This window comes from Phyllobacterium zundukense, from assembly GCF_025452195.1.
Classification (GTDB): domain Bacteria; phylum Pseudomonadota; class Alphaproteobacteria; order Rhizobiales; family Rhizobiaceae; genus Phyllobacterium; species Phyllobacterium zundukense_A.
This window is the reverse complement of the sequence record NZ_CP104973.1, coordinates 2,865,838-2,884,601: the sequence shown is the minus strand read 5'-3', so window position 1 is coordinate 2,884,601 and position 18,764 is coordinate 2,865,838. Positions and strand designations below refer to the sequence as shown.

The 18,764-nt window shown below is 60.3% G+C and carries 15 protein-coding genes and 1 pseudogene; 8 read left to right on the top strand and 8 right to left on the bottom strand.

Annotated elements, in window-relative coordinates; genetic code table 11:
• Nucleotides 1–7 precede the first annotated feature (7 nt).
• From N8E88_RS26485 to N8E88_RS26475, 3 genes are all read left to right on the top strand, one after another.
• Nucleotides 8–1,951: an elongation factor G gene (locus N8E88_RS26485; RefSeq protein WP_262293190.1), complete on the top strand. Its 1,944-nt coding sequence runs from the start codon at nt 8–10 to the stop codon at nt 1,949–1,951.
• Between the two features lie 271 nt (nt 1,952–2,222).
• On the top strand, nt 2,223–2,780 hold the full coding sequence (locus N8E88_RS26480; RefSeq protein ID WP_262295635.1) for an ankyrin repeat domain-containing protein: 558 nt from the start codon (nt 2,223–2,225) through the stop codon (nt 2,778–2,780).
• A 47-nt stretch (nt 2,781–2,827) separates the two neighbouring features.
• Nucleotides 2,828–3,352 carry a YHS domain-containing (seleno)protein gene (locus N8E88_RS26475; RefSeq protein ID WP_262293189.1) on the top strand — a complete coding sequence of 175 codons (525 nt, stop codon included), beginning with the start codon at nt 2,828–2,830 and terminating at the stop codon, nt 3,350–3,352.
• Between the two features lie 8 nt (nt 3,353–3,360).
• On the opposite strand, the gene N8E88_RS26470 is transcribed toward N8E88_RS26475, so the two are convergent.
• From N8E88_RS26470 to N8E88_RS26460, 3 genes are all read right to left on the bottom strand, one after another.
• On the bottom strand, nt 3,361–5,574 hold the full coding sequence (locus N8E88_RS26470) for an adenylate/guanylate cyclase domain-containing protein (protein ID WP_262293188.1): 2,214 nt from the start codon (nt 5,572–5,574) through the stop codon (nt 3,361–3,363).
• A 132-nt stretch (nt 5,575–5,706) separates the two neighbouring features.
• The gene (locus tag N8E88_RS26465) at nt 5,707–6,144 is read right to left on the bottom strand and encodes an SET domain-containing protein-lysine N-methyltransferase (RefSeq protein ID WP_262293187.1); all 438 of its coding nucleotides are present in this window, start codon (nt 6,142–6,144) and stop codon (nt 5,707–5,709) included.
• A gap of 4 nt (nt 6,145–6,148) precedes the next feature.
• Nucleotides 6,149–6,769 (bottom strand): TetR/AcrR family transcriptional regulator, encoded by a 621-nt coding sequence (locus tag N8E88_RS26460; RefSeq protein WP_262293186.1) that lies wholly within the window; start codon nt 6,767–6,769, stop codon nt 6,149–6,151.
• 125 nt (nt 6,770–6,894) lie between these two features.
• Between N8E88_RS26460 and N8E88_RS26455 the strand changes: the two genes are divergently transcribed.
• The 3 genes from N8E88_RS26455 to N8E88_RS26445 all read left to right on the top strand — a co-directional run bounded on the left by N8E88_RS26455 (nt 6,895) and on the right by N8E88_RS26445 (nt 8,952).
• The gene (locus N8E88_RS26455) at nt 6,895–7,740 is read left to right on the top strand and encodes an NmrA family NAD(P)-binding protein (RefSeq protein WP_262293185.1); all 846 of its coding nucleotides are present in this window, start codon (nt 6,895–6,897) and stop codon (nt 7,738–7,740) included.
• The gene (locus N8E88_RS26450; protein ID WP_262293184.1) at nt 7,737–8,231 is read left to right on the top strand and encodes an anthrone oxygenase family protein; all 495 of its coding nucleotides are present in this window, start codon (nt 7,737–7,739) and stop codon (nt 8,229–8,231) included. Before N8E88_RS26455 ends, N8E88_RS26450 begins: the two co-directional genes overlap by 4 nt.
• A 76-nt stretch (nt 8,232–8,307) precedes the next feature.
• Complete coding sequence (locus N8E88_RS26445; protein WP_262293183.1) at nt 8,308–8,952, top strand: FMN-binding negative transcriptional regulator; 645 nt, start codon at nt 8,308–8,310, stop codon at nt 8,950–8,952.
• Nucleotides 8,953–8,959: 7 nt separating this feature from the next.
• Here the strand turns inward: N8E88_RS26445 and N8E88_RS26440 are convergent, their stop codons facing one another.
• The 3 genes and pseudogenes from N8E88_RS26440 to N8E88_RS26430 form a co-directional block, all read right to left on the bottom strand.
• Complete coding sequence (locus tag N8E88_RS26440) at nt 8,960–10,258, bottom strand: epoxide hydrolase family protein (RefSeq protein WP_262293182.1); 1,299 nt, start codon at nt 10,256–10,258, stop codon at nt 8,960–8,962.
• Between the two features lie 26 nt (nt 10,259–10,284).
• Nucleotides 10,285–11,473 (bottom strand): annotated as a pseudogene (locus tag N8E88_RS26435) (succinylglutamate desuccinylase/aspartoacylase family protein).
• A 289-nt stretch (nt 11,474–11,762) separates the two neighbouring features.
• Nucleotides 11,763–14,651: an autotransporter family protein gene (locus N8E88_RS26430; RefSeq protein ID WP_262293181.1), complete on the bottom strand. Its 2,889-nt coding sequence runs from the start codon at nt 14,649–14,651 to the stop codon at nt 11,763–11,765.
• A gap of 329 nt (nt 14,652–14,980) precedes the next feature.
• Between N8E88_RS26430 and N8E88_RS26425 the strand changes: the two genes are divergently transcribed.
• Together N8E88_RS26425 and N8E88_RS26420 are read left to right on the top strand one after the other, a co-directional pair.
• Nucleotides 14,981–15,763 (top strand): alpha/beta fold hydrolase, encoded by a 783-nt coding sequence (locus tag N8E88_RS26425; RefSeq protein WP_262293180.1) that lies wholly within the window; start codon nt 14,981–14,983, stop codon nt 15,761–15,763.
• Between the two features lie 163 nt (nt 15,764–15,926).
• Nucleotides 15,927–16,700, top strand: coding sequence for a bestrophin-like domain (locus N8E88_RS26420; RefSeq protein WP_262293179.1), 774 nt, complete (start codon nt 15,927–15,929; stop codon nt 16,698–16,700).
• Between the two features lie 24 nt (nt 16,701–16,724).
• Here the strand turns inward: N8E88_RS26420 and N8E88_RS26415 are convergent, their stop codons facing one another.
• On the bottom strand, nt 16,725–16,928 hold the full coding sequence (locus N8E88_RS26415) for a hypothetical protein (RefSeq protein ID WP_262293178.1): 204 nt from the start codon (nt 16,926–16,928) through the stop codon (nt 16,725–16,727).
• Between the two features lie 517 nt (nt 16,929–17,445).
• Entirely contained in the window at nt 17,446–18,690 is a 1,245-nt protein-coding gene (locus tag N8E88_RS26410; RefSeq protein ID WP_262293177.1) for a Y-family DNA polymerase, read from the bottom strand.
• Nucleotides 18,691–18,764 lie beyond the last annotated feature (74 nt).

Here is an 18,764-nt window from a genome sequence, read left to right as displayed (position 1 = left end):
GAACGCCATGCGCTGCTTTACGGTACTCGGCCCCTCGCAGGCCGGGAAATCCACGCTCGTGGAAAAACTGGCCGCACTGGAAGGTACATCGAAAAAATCCATCTCTCCATACGGATTGGGCCTGACGGAATTCGAGTTCGGAAACGAAGCGTGGTGTGCACTGGATGCGCCCGGCTCAGGTGAGGCCCTGGCCCACGCCCAGCACGCACTTTTGGCCAGTGATGCGTGCATCTTGTGTGTGTCGCCGAACCCCGAGGAAGCTGTTCTTGCGGCTCCCTATCTGCGGGTGATCGAAGCTTCGGGAACACCGTGTATCGTGTTCGTGAACCGGATGGATGAACCAAGGGGACGGCTCCGAGACGTCATAGCTTCGCTTCAGGACTTTGCCAGCCACACCTTGCTCCTGCGGCAGATCCCGATCCGCGAAGGCGACAAGATCGTCGGCAGCTGCGACCTTATTTCGGAGCGTGCCTGGCGTTACCGCGAGGGCCAGACATCCGCGCTGGTCGAAATTCCCACCGATGTCGTGGAGCGCGAACACGAAGCGCGGGCGGAACTTCTCGAATCTCTCTCCGAATTCGACGACTGGCTGCTCGAGGAACTCATCGAGGACCGCGAACCGGCCAGCGATGCCATTTATGCCATCTCTTCGCGCGTTCTGCGGGAAAACCGTGTCATCCCCGTTCTCGTCGGCGCCGCAAGCCATAGCAATGGCATCATGCGCCTGATGAAGGCACTGCGTCACGAAGCGCCGCAATGCGATGCTCTTCGCGCACGGCTGGCAGCGGCCGTCAGCATCAAGGAGACGGCGTTGGTCGGCGTGAGCTTCCACGGCTATCACCGCCAGAACGTCGGCAAGTCGGTGCTTGTCCGTGCTCTCGGCGACGGCCTCAAGCAGGGGTCCGTGCTTGCCGGCTCCCGTCTGGGACCCGTGCAGGATCCCGGAACCGGCAAACCCGTTCCAGCGGCGATACTCCCCGGCGACGTTTTCGCCACGGTCAAATCCGACCATTTGCCTGTTCCGTCGCTGCTGACGGCTGATGCAGCTGTCCCATCACCGGCATGGACAGAGCCGCCTACCCCCATGCTGGAACGCATACTGGTACCCGATAGCGAACGGGACGAAACCAAGCTCTCCGAAACGCTGGCAAAGCTCGCAGAGACCGATCACGGCCTCAAGGTCATGCAGGAGGAAGGGACCGGCGCTCAACTGGTCTGCGTCCAGGGACCGGTACATTTGCGCGATCTGTGCAAGACCCTGGCGGAGGTCTTTCACGTCAACGTAACCGACCGCCAGCCAAGCCCGGTCTACCGCGAGACGATCTCCAAGACATCGGATGTTCACTACCGCCATCGCAAGCAGACCGGCGGTGCCGGACAATTTGCCGATGTGAAACTGAGCATCCACCCGAATGAACGCGGCGAAGGCTTCAGCTTCGGCGAAACCGTCAAGGGTGGTGCTGTTCCGCGCAATTTCATTCCCGCGGTCGAGGCCGGAGCGCGCGAAGCGATGGAGAAAGGCCCGCTGGGTCTTCGGGTCATCGATGTCGGCGTGATATTGACCGACGGCCAGCACCATTCCGTGGACAGTTCCGAATTCGCATTCCGGGCTGCGGGGAAAATGGGGGTCCGGGACGCGCTCGCCCAGGCATCCGCCGTACTGATGCAGCCGATCTTCCGTGTGGAGATCCACATCCCCTCCATCTATTCCGGCAGCCTCGTACCCATCGTCTCCTCCTTCAAGGGCCAGGTTCTGGGCTTCGACCGCGATGAATCCGCCAAGGGATGGGATGTCTTCCGCGCGCTCATTCCCGGCAGTGCGCTCGACGAACTGGCGCGCTCGCTGCGCTCCGCTACACAGGGCATCGGCACATTTGCGAAGAACTTCGATCATTTCGAAGAGCTTTATGGGAAAGAAGCCGATGCCATCATCAGCGCGCATGCAAGCTGAATGCTAGGCCGAGAGTCCGCCTGGAAAGTCGCTGCGGCGAGGCATATGGCGTGGTTCTCGAGAACCGGAGCGCAGCGTACATTTTGGTACGTGAGCACCGGAAGCGCAGAAAACCGCGTCAGATGACCACCGCAGTAGACGTTCAAGACGGACTCTAATCCCTAGGGGTTAATTCCGGTTCAGGCCTCGATGTGATACGTTCCCGCGCCGCTCAAGATGCTGAAACGGGGGACGTTCGGTGAACCTTTTTTGCGTTGCATTTATCGGGGGAATGTTGGGGGTCTCGTCCGCGCTGGCGGGGCCGCTGCATGAGGCTGCCAAAAATGGCGATGTCGCCACCGTTAAACAATTGCTGGATCAGGGCGCTGACATCGCGCAACCGGATGACGCCGGCGAGCCGGTTCTCCTCATCGCCTCGCTGGCCGGAAAGCCGGACGTGGTGGCACTTCTGCTCGAACGCGGCTCGAACATCGAAATTCGCAACAAAGGCGGCCTGACGGCTTTGCACGCTGCTGCCTATGGCGGAAATCTCGATACGGTAAAGTTGCTGGTTGAGAAGGGCGCAGCAGTCAATGACGAGAAGAACTTCTATCATATGACACCTCTGCATGCTGCTGCCGAAGAGGGCCATGCCGATGTGGTCGCATTTCTATTGACCAACAAGGCTGAAGTCGAACCAAAAGAACGCAACGGTTATACGCCACTCACCCAGGCTGGATGGCGGGAACATTGGGATGCGGCTGCCCTGCTGATGAAAGCGGGGGCTGAATGCCAGAAGGCCGATCTGGTTGGCCAATGGCTTTTTACCGAGTGCACCAAGCGCAAATGACGGCTGGTCGCCGGTAACGCCGTACCGGAACCAAGGGAGAAACTGAAATGCTGGAACACCGCTTGAAACGCAAGTTTCAAATTGCTGCATCTATGGCTGCGGCCGCAATGCTGCTCTCGTTCACGCCACCTGCCGGGGCCGAAGAATTCGTCAACACCGGCTATTTCGGCGACGTGGCGATCAAGGGCTACGACCCGGTCGCCTATTTCACGCAGAACCAGGCCGTCCAGGGATCCGACAAATACTCACATCGATGGCTCGGCGCGACGTGGCATTTCGCCAGCGCAGAAAATCGCGATCTCTTCATCGCAGATCCAGCCAAGTACGCGCCGCAATATGGCGGCTATTGCGCAGACGGCGTTTCGTTCGGGACGGTCACGACCAACGTGGACCCAAAAGCCTGGCGGATCATCGAAGGCAAACTGTACATAAGCTATGATCCGGGAGCCGCGGATGGGTTTGAAAAGAACCCGACCAAGCTCACCGACTCGCGCAAGCACTGGTCCGACGTCGAGAACACGCTCGTTGCCGAGAAGTTGCAGACGGATTGGCAGAAGGGCCCCGCCAACTGAAAGATACGTCACGGGGCAATGGAAAAATACATCAAGGCGCGCGGCGTGACATGGACATATTTCGCGTCGCGCTGCTCCGGCGCCGTATTGCGGTAAACATAGCCGCATACCATCCGATCCAGGAAATAGCCGCCGAACCGCTCGCATAGGCGATTGCCGCGAACTTCGATGAAGCCGGTTATATTCGTGTTGGCGCTGCGGTATGCGGTGTTTCCGGCCGTATCGAAATACTGGATGAACTCGGTGCCGTTCTTGTGCTTGCCCGTCCAGGTCTTGTTATTGACCATCGCGCTCAATTCCGCCTCTTCGATCCGGTCGGCTGGGTTGGCCTCAAAGCCGAACGGCCATTCAGGCACCCCGGCAGCGCGTAGCCCGTCCAGATGATGGCGCAGATCGTCTTCCCGCCAATAATCATAGAGATAACCGTAATAGGTCAGATTGGTGTCTGGAAACAGTTCCAGCAATTTTCCCGTTTCCCGGGATGCAAGCGTCTGGTCGCCGCGATCCACATAGGCAGCAGCGAGATACTCGCGCGCTGGCTCCGCTTTGGGAAGAGCATCGCGCGCGGTCTCCATCAGGGGAACCGCCCGTTCGCTGTCGCGCGCCGTATAAAAAACAATGCCAGCAAGTAACTGAAGGCTTGGCGGCGGCGTGGGATCGAGCCGCAACGCCTTTTCCATCTCGGTCACCGCCTCCGCGCGGCTGCCGGTTTGTGCCAGGATAAGGGCCAGATTGCCGACGATCTCCGCGTCGTTTGGCTGTGCCGCCGCCGCCCTGTTGGCGGAATCCCTTGCCTCTGTCTCGCGCCCGTCGACCAGTTGCAGAAGCGCGAGCACCGTATGCGCACGAGCGTTGTTTGGATCCAGCTTCAGGGCCTGACCGGCTGCATCGTAGGCTATCTTTCGCGCCACTGCTGCCGACCAGAGATAGTTGTAATCGTTGCGCCAGACATCCACAGCCACGCGGGCGATCCCCGCATGGGCATTGGCAAAGCTTGGATCGAGATCGAGCGCCTTCTGGTAATATGACAATGTTCGCCGGTAAGTCTCGACGTCACTGTAATAAAAACCTTCCTGTTCCGCTCGGAGATAGTAGTCATAGGCCTCGAGGTTTTCTGTCGGTATTCGCGCCAGTTGGTCACGCTCGCCTTCGCTCAGCTTGACTTCAAGCGCAGAAATGATCTTGCCAATGACGTCGTCCTGAACCGCGAAAAGGTCGGCATATTGGCGGTCATATCGCTCGGCCCACAAAGAAAGACCGGTAAGCGCGTCGATCAGCTTGACGTTGATCCGCAGCCGGGAATCTGCACGCTGCAAGGTTCCCTCAAGAACGTAGTGAACGCCGAGTTCTGCGGCCACATCCTGGATCTTTCCGGCCGTATCCTGGATGGCGAAAACCGAATGCCGTGCGATCACGAACAGGCCCGAGACCTTTGAGAGTTCGGTGATGAGATCGTCTGTCAGCCCCGCCGCAAGGTGGTCATGACCCGTGTCGCCGCTCACATTGATAAAGGGCAGCACCGCCACCGAAGGCTTGTCCGGCAGCGGATAGGCAAATCGCTCGACAAGTGACGCAGGCTGGAACAACGCTGCAGGTTTCCACCACAGCAATCCCGCACCGAGCAGCGCCAGGACAAGCACCGCAACGGCAGGCACGCGCCATCGCCACAGGCTTTTTTTCGTGCCGACTGTCTTGCCCGCTCCGGCAGGATCGAGCACGACGCGATATATCCGAATCGGCTCGGCAATATTTTTAACCCTCTGCTCACCGAGCGACACATAGCCAACCGGGAGCTTCGATTTCACCTGATCGTAGGTCGTTCCGGAAATCGCAATGCCGCCTGGTTCCGCGAGCGTCTGTATCCGGTCGGCAATATTGACGCCGTCGCCGTGAATATCCTCGCCCTCGACCATGATGTCCCCGAGATTGACACCAATGCGAAAAACCAGGCGATTTTCCCGTGGAGCGGCAGCATTGCGCTCGGCCTTTTCGCGCTGCACCTCGACCGCACAACGCAAGGCGGCAACCACACTCTGGAACTCGACCAGCAGGCCGTCACCCATGGTCTTGACCAGCCGCCCACTATACTCGGCGATCTTCGGCTCGAAGACTTCGCTGAGGTCATCCTGAAAACGGGCGCGCGTTCCCTCCTCGTCGATCTGGCTCAAATGGCTGTAACCGACGACATCAGCGATCAGAACGGCTGCAAGACGGCGCTCCATGCCCCCGGGCCCCTTAGAACAATTCCGGCGATTTTCCGTCCGGAATTGCGTAAAAACAAGGAGCACAACGGCTCCCGCCGTATCCTACAGCAGGTCAGCGAGCGATACCATTGCGGCGGTGGGTGTCGATCCTCAATCCCTCAGGAAATCGGTATCATCGCGCTCAAGATAGCCTTTCGGCACAGGCTGCGCGGCGTAATTGAGCTTCAATTCTTCGCCCGCCGTTATCGCCCGAAGAGCACTGATCGTCCGATAGTCAAGCCCGATCTCCAAGTTCGGATCAAAGCTGTGATTGATGAAACCGTAGCTTGTACGTAGTGGACGCACCAGCAGCATCTCACCCGGCAGGGCGTTCCACTCCATTTCGGTCAGTAGCACGGGATAACGGTTTGCTTCCACCACCTGCCCGTCGAGCACGCAAAGCACCTCATCCTTCGCCCATGCCCGGTACGTGTGCAGCCCTCGTCCCTGCGTTTTGCTTGGCGCGAGATAGGTGTCCGGAATGGTCTCGATCAGCGCCTCACCGTTGAGGAAAATCTCGGCGCAGGTGTCGATAGTGGCTTCGATCATCACCTCACCCCTCCATCATCTCGCGCAGCACCATACGTTTGAAATGCTCGACCAGCGCATCGCCCTCGCCGCGCTCAACCGAGATCGCGAGGCGCATCGTCGCCTCGCCGAGCTGCATGATCAGAAAGCTCGATGCCTCCAGTTCATCGCGGTCCGCCTTGGGATCGACGCGCGCTCGCGCCGCCGCGAGCACCGCGCCATTGATACGGCTGTCGGCAAGACTGATATCGCGCAGCGCCTTGTCAGCCTGCGTCCCCGACCAGATGTCGCGCATCACCGGCTCGGCGAGGAACATCGCGTAATAGACATCGATCAGTTCGCCGAACGCCCGCCGCAAACCTTCCCTGCCCTGCACATCCTGCAGGCCTTCCGCAATACATTGCTGGCCAAGCACATTGTAGCGCTCCGCCAGCGTGCGGATGACCGCGCCCTTGTCGGGAAAATACTGATAGAGCGAACCGATCGAAATCCCCGCCATCTCCGCCACGTCGCTCATGCGCATGGCATCGCTGCCGCTCTTCTTGATTACCGTCGAGGCGCAGCTCAATATCCGCTCCACCCGCTCGCGGCTGCGTTTTTGCGTCGGCTCGCGCCGCACGCTCTCGATGGGTCCAATCTCATTCATGAGCATTCCTCACATTTTGCTTGACTCCTATAATATGAGGATTTATCACATTTGCAAATATGAGACTTACTCATGTTTAAGAGCCCGTTTAGAAAGTCGCTGCGGCGAGACATATGGAGATGAAAATGACCACCTTCCGCACCTCGAAATTCCCGGTTCTGATCATCGGCGGCACCGGCAAGACCGGCCGCCGCGTCGCCGAGCGCCTGACCGCGCAAGGCGTCCCCGTGCGCATCGGCTCGCGCAGTGCTAACCCTGCCTTCGATTGGGAAAACCGCGAAACCTGGGCACCCGCGCTTGAATGCATCTCGGCCTGCTACATCACCTATTATCCCGATCTCGCCGCCCCCGGCGCTGCCGAAGCCGTAGGCGACCTCGCCCGTCTCGCCATCGCCAAAGGCGTCAAGCGTCTCGTCCTCCTCTCCGGCCGCGGCGAACCGGAAGCCCAGCGCGCCGAGCAAGTCTTGCGGGCCTCCGGCGCCGATTGGACCATTGTCCGTGCCAGCTGGTTCATGCAGAATTTCAGCGAAAGCATGCTGCTCGGCCAGATTCTCGCCGGCGAGATGGCGCTGCCGGCCAGCACGGTGCGCGAACCCTTCATCCATGCCGATGACATCGCCGATATCGTCACCGCCGCGCTCACCGATGATCGCCATATCGGCCAGCTTTATGAGGTCACCGGCCCGCGCGCACTGACCTTCGCCGAAGCCACCGCCGAGATTGCCAAGGCCGCCGGGCGCCCTGTAACTTACGCAACCATCAGTCCGGAGGAATTCATGCAAGGTCTCCAACAACATCAGGTGCCGGCCGATATCGCCGCTCTCGTCAATGAGCTCTTCACCGTGGTGCTCGACGGGCGCAACGAATATTTGACCGACGGCGTCCGCGAAGCGCTCGACTGCGCGCCGCGCGATTTCACCGCCTACGCCAGCGAAGCCGCTGCGACCGGCATCTGGGAGGGCGCGCAATGATCGCCCTCATCCCGCTTCTGACCCTTCTTGCCGCGCTCGGCAGCGGCCTGATGGCCGGCCTGTTCTTCGCCTTCTCCAGCTTCATCATGACGGCGCTGGCAAAACTGCCGCCAGAACAGGGCATCGCCGCCATGAATTCGATCAATGTGACGATCCTCAACGCCACGTTCGGCCTCGCCTTCTTCGGTACGGCGGTGCTTTGCCTTGGCCTCGGCATCGCCAGCATCCTGCGCTGGGTCGAGCCGGGCTCCGCTTGGCTGCTTGTCGGCAGCCTGCTCTATCTTGCCGGTGTCATCGTCGTCACCATGGTGTTCAACGTCCCGCTCAATGATGCGCTCGCCGCCGTCTCGCCAACGAGCCCGGAAGGCGCCGCCCTGTGGACCCGCTATCTTGCCGAGTGGTTGCCGTGGAACCATGTCCGCACCTTCGCCAGTATCGGCGCGCTCATCGCCTTCATCCTCGCCTATGGCAGGCAGGCCGCCGCCACGTAAACCGCGGCGCCTCGCCGCCTTGTGCAAAGCCCGGTCCTGATGCACACTCCGGCGCCAAAATGCCAAGGAGCATACCATGTATCAGCCGCCGCATTTCCGCGAGGAAAGGCTCGAAATCCAGCACGCGCTCATCAGGGCGCATCCGCTCGGTCTGTTGATCAACAGCGGTGAAGACGGCCCGAACGCCAATGCCATTCCCTTCCTGCTCGATGCAGGGGCCTCGCCCAAGGGCACGCTCTTCGCCCATGTGGCCCGCGCCAATCCGCAATGGCGCCAGCTCGCGAGTGACGGCCGCGTGCTCATAGTCTTTCAGGGGCCACAGACCTATGTGACGCCATCCTGGTATGCGACCAAGCAGGAGACTGGGAAGGTCGTGCCCACATGGAACTATGCCATCGTGCAGGTGCGCGGCACGGCGAAAATCATCGAGGATCGCAACTGGCTGCGGACCCATGTCTCGCAGCTTACCGCCCGCAACGAAGCGCCCCGCGCCGCGCCATGGGCGGTTAATGACGCCCCGGAAACCTATATCGACTCGCAGCTGAAAGGCATTGTCGGCATCGAGATCGAAATCGCCGAGATTGAAGGCAAGTGGAAGGTCAGCCAGAATCGTCCCGAAAACGACCGCACCGGCGTCGCGGACGGGCTCGAAGCCGATCAGCACACGACGGAAGCGCGCGCCATGGCCGGCTTGGTCCGGGCTGGCGGGGCCAAGTCCTGATTGTCTGCTACTGACGCTGCGATTTGAACGCGGCCCGCAGCTCGGCGCTGAAAAGCGCCGGTTGTTCCCACGCGGCGAAGTGCCCGCCCTTGTCGACCTCGTGGAAGTAGATCAGGTTGCGATAGGCGCGCCGCGCCCAGGTCTCGGGGGCGCGATAGTTTTCGAAAGGAAATACCGTGATCGCCACCGGCAGCGATATCTCGGACGTCATCTCGACCGCCGATAGTGCGGGACTGCGTCCACCGCCATATTCCCAGTAGAGCCGGCCCGAGGAGGTTGCGCTGTTCGTCAGCCAGTACAGTGTGACGTCGTCCAGCACTTCGTCGACGGATTTTTCGGGATCGTCGTTGCTGTATGTCCATCTGGAAAAGCCCGGATGCCCGAGCATCCATGCCGCCAGGCCGGCTGGCGAGTCGGTTATGGCGTAGCCGATCGTCTGCGGCCGCGTGCCCATCATCGTCGCATAGGACCGGTTCCCCATTTTGCCGGCCGCAGCGAGCACGTCGAATGTCTCGCGTTCCTTCTCGGTCAATCCCTCAGGCGCAGGCCCGCCGACGGCAAGCACTGCCGCGATCTCGGGCGGAACGATCGCCGGCAAGTTGATGTGGATGCCGAGCAGGCCTTCCGGAGCCTGGCGCGCCATCGCGCTCGAGACTGGCGAGCCCCAGTCGCCGCCCTGGGCGACATAGCGCGTGTAGCCGAGGCGCTTCATCAGTTCTGCCCAGACCTTGGCGGTGCGATCGGGCCCCCAACCCGTATCCGTCGGCTTGCCGGAAAAGCCATAGCCGGGCATCGACGGAATGATCACATCGAACGCATCCTCCGGCTTTCCGCCATGGGCGGTCGGATTCGTCAGGGGATCGATGATCTTGAGCTGCTCGAACACCGATCCCGGCCAGCCATGCGTGATGATCACAGGCAAGGCGTTTGGATGCTTCGAGCGGACGTGGATGAAGTAGATATCGATCCCATCTATATTGGTAACGAATTGCGGCAGGGCATTCACCCTCGCCTCCACCTTGCGCCAGTCGTAGTCGCTGCCCCAATATTCGACCAGCGGCTTGAGCTTCGCGAGCTGTATGCCCTGGGATTGATCGGTCACCGTCTCCGCGTCAGGCCAGCGCGTCTCCTGGATCCGGCGTTTAAGCCGGGTGAGTTCCTCCTCGGGCACGCTGATAGTGAACGGCTTTATCGATGTGTCGTCGGCTGCCTGCGCATTTGCCGCCGTAACAGCCGGCGCACCGCCAACGGCGATAACAAAGAACCAAAGCGTGACTGCCGCAAGCGTCTTGATAAGTCTTGTCATCTGCATTCCCCCTTTTGATCGGTGAACTACTCGGGATAAGACTCGACAGCCTCCGGCGGCGCCTTCTGGTACAGGATGAATGCCAGGGGATTGCCGGGCTCGGACGATACATCGCTGCGCAAGCCCGCCACCTCTCCGGCCACGCCGCTGGTGTATTCCGCCACGACCTCGCCGAAGCTGTTGCGCTGGATGGCGACCTTCTGTCCGGCTTCGACCTTTTCGTTGAGCTTGACGAGATGCTCGACGAACCCGCCCTCCGTTGCGAGAATCGGGAATGCGCTGTTGCCGACAAAGACATCCGCGTCCTTGCCGGTGCGTCCCATAGGCCCGGCAAGGATGCCGAGATGTTTGAGAACGTTCATCGTGCCTTCCACGAACAAGGCGATCATTTCGAGGTCGAGGACACGCGCCGCGCCGACCTCCGGGCAAAACGACGGGATGCCCGCGTCGATGAACGCGTTATGCAGGACGCCGGGATAGGTATGATTGTCGAAAATCTGCCCGACGGGATAAAGATCGACGATTGCCTTGATCTCGGGCACATCCATGCTGGCAATATTGAATGCGGAGACCTCGAAACCGGTTGTCCCGGTGTGGAAGTCGATCGCGACGTCGGCGTTGGGCCGGAGAAGCCGGTTGAACAGCAGCCCGGCGTGCCGGCTGGTCGGGGTGACACCGTTCTCGTTTCCGGGCCACACCCGGTTCATGTCGACGAGATCGGGGCCCCTGCCCAGAATCGGGCCATCGCCGCTGCATGGCTTCGATGGCCGGGCCCGACACGTCCGTGACCGCCATCACCGTACCGGACATCTCTCCCGGGTCGAGTTGGTTCAACACGGTCTGGACCGTATGCACTGAACTCATCTCGTCGCCATGTACGCCGCTGACCAGAACGACGCGCTTGCCCGGCTTTGCGCCCCTGGCGACAATCACGGACGCATACCGCTGCTGACCGGTCGGCATCTGCACACCCTGAAAATACAGGAAATGCTTCTTGCCGGGCCCAAGGTCGTTGACGTCGAGCGTACTGACGACCTTTTTCCCCTGCACCACATCACCGGTATAGACCGTTCCTGACGCGGGAGAAGTTGCCGCTGCGTCTTGGGCGTTCGCGGCGCCAGCGTTGACAGCAAGGGCAGCCGACACACCGACTGTGGCAATGGATGCGATCATGAAGTCGCGGCGATCGAGACCTTCTTTAGACTTGTCCGACATGATGCAGGTCCTTCGTGAAAGCTGGGTTGGAAACAACGGCAAGCACATCCTCGAACCGAGGCACAGACTGCTACCACGTTAGCCGTGGCCGCTTCTTGTGGCGCTCATCCTCGCCGGTTCAGCTGCGACACTGCAAGGCATGACAATCGGGACGCCCGGAAAAATGCTTGAAACAATTTGAACCCGCGTCCGGAGGAAACGGCAAGTACGTAACAGTTAAGTTGCGGTGGCTATGATGGGATCGACGGCAAATCGAAGGTCAGCCATAACCGCTCGGACGATACGGGGATCAGAACTTCACCTTGAAGCCCGTCGTTCCATTGACGCTGTAACTGTCGGCAAAGTTGCTCAGGCTGGTATTCAGCGAAACCTCGCCATAGAGCGCGTATTTATCATCGGCCCAGCTGTATGACCCGCCAGCGCCGATCCCGCCCCAGGTACGATCGCTCTCATTGGCGAAATTGACGCCGACGAGGTCAACCTCCGAACCATCGAGGAATTCGTGATAGAGGTTGGCGAGCCCGTAGATATTGCTGCGTGCCATCCTGCCCGAAGCGTCCTGCCAGGCATTCTGGTAATCGGCGGAGACGCCAAGGCGTCCCTTCAGACTATCGCTTTTGTCCAGCGAAACGTCCGCGCCGAATGGATCGGTAAAATCATCGAAATCGACATTGGAATAGGCCAGCTGTGCTTGCGGCGTGATTGACCAGCTCTCGCTGATGATGATCCGCTTGCCGGTTTCAAGGCTCAACGCGTAGCCGAAACCGTCATTGCCATTGGTCAGGCTCTGGCCCAGCGTGTCGGAGGTAATATCGCTGTCGTACCAGTTGAGTTGTGCCTGCCCGTCGACATAGAAGCCGTTCTGGGCAAGCCAGGTCAGCGTGCCGCCAAAACCGTAGCCGTCAGTGTCGATGGAGCCCTTGCCGAATATGGACGAGACGTCGGTTGAAATCTCCCCGTATTGGAATGTCACGCCGCCCATCAGCGTACCGGACTGGTTTTCGTAGAGCTTGCCATCAAGGCCCGACTGCAACCTCCAAATGTTGTAATCATATTCTGCCTGCGTGGTCGAGCGGTCAGGATCAACCCGCGAATGCGCGCCATCGATGCGTGCCCATATGGCTCCCGCATCAATGGTGGCCGTGCCGCCTTCGGAAGGCAAAGGCGCAGCCTCGGGCGTTCCCGGCCCGTCGCCTTCCGCAATCATCGCGCTGCCTGCGCCGGCCCAATAGCGGTTGCCGATACGCTGCTGCATCGAGCCGACGCCATTGAGCACCTGCAGGCTCTGGGCGTAGGTCTCGTAAAGCGGCGCACCCGGCTGATAGAGCGGGCCGGTCGCTGGCGGTTGCGTGGTCGGCGTCAGCTCGGATCGCAGATACCAGTCGCCATCGCCAGGGGTGCTCACCCCGTTCTTGTTCAGGGTATAGCCATAGGCACCCGCCACCACAGCCTGCTGGCCAGCGATCACATAGTCGCCCAGCAGCGAAAAGGCACCGTTCGAAGCGCCGCCCACGTCAACGACCTTGATGCCTTCGACCGTCTCCGCGCCGGTGCCACCAACATTGGTCACCCGCACATTGGTCGTGCCTGCGGTGTCGCCGGTGACGACGAGACGGTCTGTGGGCGAGGCATCGTCGCCAAGCTCGGTCTCGATGACCAACGTGCCACCATTGCCGGTGTAGTTGCCGTTGACCGTCAATGTGCCGATCGAGTTGCCGGGCGCAATCGTTCCGTCGCTCGTCGTTGTGCCGACATCGCCAGTGCCTTGCAGCCGCCCGCCCGTCTGCACATTCACCGTCCCGCCAAGGATGCCGTTCACCGACAGCGTGCCCGCCTCGATCGTGGTGCTGCCTGCGAAGGCGGAATTGTCCGCGGTCATGATCGTCGTGCCGGTGCCGATCTGGCTTATCGTGCCGGTGCCGAGAACAAGATTATCGAAGGTGAACGTGTTTGAGCGGTTGAAGGCGAGCGTCCCGGCACTGGCAGTGGTGATATCGCCAATGACACTGCCGCTGGTGCCGCCATTGCCGAGCTGCAGGGTGCCGTCCTGGATATTCCAGTTCGTGGTGGCCGTGCCCGTACCGGTCAGCGCCCAGGTGCTGGTGCCGGTCTTTTCGTAGGTGTCGAAGTTCTGGTATTGCAGCCCGATTGCCGAAACGTCGAAGGTGTCGTTGGCCGTGCCACCAAGGCGTAGCGTGTCAGTGGTTGAAGTGGCATTGGCAATGACATTGCCTTCGATCGCCGAACCGGCCTGTAGCTCCAGTGTCAAGTCAGTCGTCGCTGCGCCGCTCACTGAGATCGCCGTCGTTCCGCCAGCGCCAGCGCGGATCGTTCCGCTGTTCGTCAGTTGCAACCCGCCGTTTGTCGATTGAACGCCGGCGGCCCGATCCCCGCCTTCAATAATGCCCGAATTGACGATCGTGTGGCGTTTTCCTTGCGCTTGTATGCCCACGGTGCCTGCATTGACCCCAGTAACATCGTTGCCGCCCCGGATAGTACCCGTGTTGACCAAGGTACTCGCGGCTTGCAGAGGACTGGCGATCATGAAGACACCAACGCCGCCAATAACGCCTTGGCCGTCCCCCGCCTGCACGAGGCCGTTGTTAATCAGCGTCGAACCGCTGCTGAGCTGTATGCCGTATCCTCCCGCACTCCCGCCACCCGAGCCGCCGCCGCGAATGGTACCGTTATTGACCAGCGTTGATGCATTGAGAAGGGTAGCGCCGGCACCGCTGGTACTGCTGCCGCCACCGTCGCCGCCGGTGATGGAGCCACTGTTAATGACGAATGCCTGGTTCGCGAGGGCCAGACCGCGTTGTCCAGGGGCACCCGCTGCTCCCTGGAAAGCACCTACGAGGGTCACCTGGCTGCCAAGTCCACTGAAAGATAATGGCGCGCTCGCAAACCCCTGTGTGTCGATGGTCATGGGCTTGGTTGGCGTTGGCAGCGCTGTCGCGCCGACACTGAACGCAGCCGTCATGCGGATTAGAGCATTTGGATCGCCGTCTCCATTTGCGGCGGTGATCGCTGCCCGCAGCTGCGCATCGTTGGCGACAAGATAGGTGGCAGCCGAAGCCGTTGACGAAGCCAAGCAACCTATCGCCAAAGCGACCGAGCAGGCTCCCGCCAGCAATTTTTCCCTGCTGGTCAAGAGAATTCCAAAAGCACTGCCGTTCATGGTCGCCCCGCGTGATCTGCCCCAAAATAGTCCAAAAGCACTACACGCGATTCGAACGCATCCGCAACCTTTGGTTGAGATCACAGAATAGTGTGATTAATTGTTTCTTCTTTTGTTGCTGTGCAGCAACAAACACTTGTCGCTGCGCTACCATGAATACGCGAGAAGCATGACAAATCTGCAACCGGGCGGCGAACGCGGTTGGCACAACGTGCGCGCCTGTAAACGTGCCATGTTCGCCAACGGAACATCGCTGCTATAGCCCTTCCACCGAACGCAGCCATACTAAAAAATTTCCCGTAGCCGCGAATCCAGGAAAGGAAATCGTTATGAAGCTTATTACCCGCCGTGTGTTTACCGCGGCACTTGCATCAAGTGCCGCTTTTGGCGTTCTTCCAAAACGGGTTCTCGCCAAAGACATCGTCAAGGCAAAGAACGTCGTACTCGTCCATGGGCTCTTCGCTGACGGTTCCTGCTGGGTTGACGTCATAGGCCGCCTTCAGGAGGCGGGGTTGAACGTGACCTCGGTGCAAAATCCGTTGACGACGCTTCCGGAGGCCGTTGCCGCGGCCCAGCGGGTGCTCGACCGCCAGGACGGGCCGACCGTTCTTGTCGGGCATTCTTTTTCCGGAATGATCGTCACGGACGTCGGGGTGCATCCGAACGTCTCCGCGCTGGTCTATATCGCCGCCCGCGCTCCGGATGCCGGCGAAGACTATACCGCTCTGGCCAAGACTTATCCGACACCCCCGGCCACCGCCGGCATCGTTTTCGATGGCGATGAGGGCCGGCTGAGCGAGCAGGCGTTCCTCCACGACTTCGCGGGCGACGTGCCGGAGAAGCAGGCAAAAGTTCTCTTTGCGGTACAGGCGCCTTTCGACAAGGCTTTACTGGCCGGCAAGACCACACAAGCCGCATGGCGATCGAAGCCGAGCTTTTATGCAGTCTCCAAGAACGATCGCACGATCAATCCCGATCTCGAACGCTTCATGGCAAAACGCATGGGCGCGAAGACGATCGAGCTTGAATCCAGCCACGTTTCCATGATCTCGCAACCGGAGGCCGTGGCACCACTCATCCTCGAAGCGGCAGGCATAGGCTCGAAGGGTTGATCAGGCGCTACACGCTCAGATGAGTCCCCGGTAGCCTTTCCGCCAAAACTCCGTACATTGCTCCCTGGGGAATACCATCGGTTGTATCGGTTCGTTGCGTTTGCGCCCTTTCGATGCGCGCGATCAGAGACTGAACCAAACCGTCTGGCGGGAGACATGCAGGGTGTTGGGGATTTTTATAGGGTCCATATTCGTCGGCGGAACGATTGCGCTGACCCTCGCCTGCTATTTCCTCATGCGGTGGATGAGTGGCAATGAGCACGAGAACCATGAAAGGGACCTGGCAAGTTCGGTCGTCTTCCGTGTCTCCGCCCTGCATGGGCTGATCCTGGCACTGGTTTTTGCGCAGGAAATGTTCAGCTACCAGCAACTCAGACTTCAGACCGCCACCGAGGCCAATGCCATCGCCGACATCTATTTCGACGCCGGGCGCTATGGCGACACCGAGAAGGTGAATATCCAGAAGGAGCTTTCCGAATATATCCGCGTCGTCATCGACAGGGAATGGCCGGGACTTGGCAAGAATAACCGGCTTTCGCCGGAAGCCTGGACACAATGGGATGAAGCCTACCGCGCGATACTCGATCTCGTGCCCGCCAATCCGCGCCAGCAAAGCCTGCGCGGCCACATGCTCGACCGAATCTATCTCGTCTCGGAAAGCCGCACCAAGCGCGAGAGCACCGTTGCCGATTCCCTCAGCGGCATATTCTGGTTCGCCGCGATTTCCGGGGTGATCTTCATCGCCGTCGCCTATTATTCCTATCCGCCGACGCGCCGCAATGTCATCCTGATCTCGCTTTTCGGCGCCTATACCGGCGTTATCCTGTTTCTCATCTATGCCTTCTCCAACCCCTACACCCAGCCGGCGGAACTGAGCCCCGGCCCGTTCCTGCGGCTGCAAGAACAGATTGCCGCCTTGCCGCCACCGGCGGGTTGAGCCCGCGCTGCATCGCGTATGATGTCAGTGCCGGATGCCGCGGCTCTGGTCGCGCGCACTGTTGCTGCTGCGAAGCGTGCAATCATAGTAGCCGGATGCACAGGACCGGGCCGGGTTCATGAAATAGTCCTCCAAACGGGTCTGCCAACTGTTGCGCGTGCTTGTACCATTGCAGCCGGCAAGCATGGATAAGGCCACAAGGGCGGCAGCCAGTTTCACGATACCCATATCTGTCTCCTCTTGTGCGGATTCGGATACCTGCACCCGCTTTAGCATGGTGGCCGCGCTTTGACATCCGCTTTGCCGTGTATCTGCCATCCACTGACCTCCCTCATGGTGAGATCTATCCTGAGCTTGTCGAAGGGCGAACCACGCAAAAACGGCTGTGCGTGGGTCAATCGCCCCTCTCCCGGTCATCCTGTAGCACCTGCCTCTCCGTCATCGTAGAGCACTCTCCTCTCCGTCATCCTCGGGCTTGACCCGAGGACCCACGGCAGAGAGGCACCGCCATTTCATCCAATTCGACTGCATCCTGTGGAATAGATAGCGATATTTATTCTCCTTGAGAATGAGGTCATCTGGAATCCGTTGCACGAGGTTCTCTCGCAGCGCTCCTTTAGCCGTGGGTCCTCGGGTCAAGCCCGAGGATGACGGAGAGCGAGTGCTTCAAGATGACGGAGAGGCAGGGGCTTTAGGGCAACGGAGAGGAGAGCGCTTTGGATGGCAAGGAGAACAACCACGCCCCTCAAAAATCCTCTGCTTCCGGTATGCGCCCGAATGCGATCTTGGAGCCGATATAATTCCCCGGGCCGTTGTTCGGGCCAAGGTTGAGCGCCTTCGACCCATGCCGCCCGCGTATCTTGTCGAGCACGTCCGACACGCGTTCCCACTGGCCGCGCTGCTTTACACTTGCGCCGGTGTCAAAGAGGTCGCGGCTCGCCTCCTCCTCGGCCGACAGATCATGCAGCACCACCGTGACCGAGCTGATATGGCGCATCTCACCCGCTGCAATCATTTTCGCGTGCAAATCATTGAGACAATTCAAGAAAGTATGATCATCGCGCGCCGGGCGAAACTGGCCTTCCAGCGTCACGCGGCTGTCGCGCCTGACGCCGACCGTATAGCTCATCGCTCCCGCGCGGTAGTGCGAGCGGCGCAGGCGGCGCGCGGCGCTCAAGCTGAGCAGCCTTGCGCATTGCAGCACCTTTTCCGGCGCGCGCCAGTCCGGCGGCAGGTTGCGGCCGTGTCCGAACATGCGCTTGATCGTCTCCGGCTTCTCCACCGCATAGCCATGCAGCGCCGCAACGAAGCGCTCGCCTTCGACGCTGCCCCAGATGGCGCGGGCGTGCTTCGGCGCGAGGTTCCACAGCCCCCTGATGTCGCCGACGCCCGCCTCGCCGAGGCGCGCCGTCATGCCTTTGGAGATGCCCGGCAGGTCGCGCAACTCCAGATCGAACAGGCGCTCGGGCAGATCGGCATGGTCGAGCAGCACGAAGCCGTCCGGCTTGTCCATTTCCGCCGCGATCTTGGCCAGAAGCTCGTTGACGGAAATGCCGATCGAACAGGTGAGGATCGGGCCGATCTCGTCATGCAAGGCGCGCTTGATCCGCGCCGCCAGTCCCGAAGCGTCACGGGCCTCCGATTGCAAGAGGTTGCAAGCGACCTCGTCGATCGAGCGGACGGCGGCGATCGGCACACAGCGCTCGATCGTCTCGAGGATGCGATTATGCAACTTTACGTATATGTCAGGTCGTGCCTCGATGAAGACGATGTCCGGACATTTCTGCTTCGCCTCTGCAACGCTCGTCCCTGTCTTGATGCCGAACGGCTTCGCCTGGCGGCTGGCGGCGATGACACTCGTATGAGGCGAGTCCAGCGGCACCACTGCAACCGGGCGTCCTTGCAGCGCCGGATCGAGCTGTTGCTCGGCGCTGGCAAAGAAGCTGTCGAAATCCAGATAAAGCTTTTCGGCATGGGTCGGTTTGCGCATGGTCACAAGTTCTCAGCTGAGAACAAAACTAGAACATGGATCGCAAAAAAATGGAACAGGAATCTGCGAAAAAT

Bases quoted from the DNA above. Each gene is read 5' to 3' on its own strand.
- N8E88_RS26475 (WP_262293189.1), top strand. From the start codon at position 2,828: ATGCTGGAACACCGCTTGAAACGCAAGTTTCAAATTGCTGCATCTATG.
- N8E88_RS26445 (WP_262293183.1), top strand. From the start codon at position 8,308: ATGTATCAGCCGCCGCATTTCCGCGAGGAAAGGCTCGAAATCCAGCAC.
- N8E88_RS26470 (WP_262293188.1), bottom strand. From the start codon at position 5,574: ATGGAGCGCCGTCTTGCAGCCGTTCTGATCGCTGATGTCGTCGGTTAC.
- N8E88_RS26430 (WP_262293181.1), bottom strand. From the start codon at position 14,651: ATGAACGGCAGTGCTTTTGGAATTCTCTTGACCAGCAGGGAAAAATTG.
- N8E88_RS26460 (WP_262293186.1), bottom strand. From the start codon at position 6,769: ATGAATGAGATTGGACCCATCGAGAGCGTGCGGCGCGAGCCGACGCAA.
- N8E88_RS26425 (WP_262293180.1), top strand. From the start codon at position 14,981: ATGAAGCTTATTACCCGCCGTGTGTTTACCGCGGCACTTGCATCAAGT.
- N8E88_RS26440 (WP_262293182.1), bottom strand. From the start codon at position 10,258: ATGACAAGACTTATCAAGACGCTTGCGGCAGTCACGCTTTGGTTCTTT.
- N8E88_RS26455 (WP_262293185.1), top strand. From the start codon at position 6,895: ATGACCACCTTCCGCACCTCGAAATTCCCGGTTCTGATCATCGGCGGC.
- N8E88_RS26450 (WP_262293184.1), top strand. From the start codon at position 7,737: ATGATCGCCCTCATCCCGCTTCTGACCCTTCTTGCCGCGCTCGGCAGC.
- N8E88_RS26465 (WP_262293187.1), bottom strand. From the start codon at position 6,144: ATGATCGAAGCCACTATCGACACCTGCGCCGAGATTTTCCTCAACGGT.
- N8E88_RS26415 (WP_262293178.1), bottom strand. From the start codon at position 16,928: ATGGGTATCGTGAAACTGGCTGCCGCCCTTGTGGCCTTATCCATGCTT.
- N8E88_RS26480 (WP_262295635.1), top strand. From the start codon at position 2,223: ATGTTGGGGGTCTCGTCCGCGCTGGCGGGGCCGCTGCATGAGGCTGCC.
- N8E88_RS26410 (WP_262293177.1), bottom strand. From the start codon at position 18,690: ATGCGCAAACCGACCCATGCCGAAAAGCTTTATCTGGATTTCGACAGC.
- N8E88_RS26485 (WP_262293190.1), top strand. From the start codon at position 8: ATGCGCTGCTTTACGGTACTCGGCCCCTCGCAGGCCGGGAAATCCACG.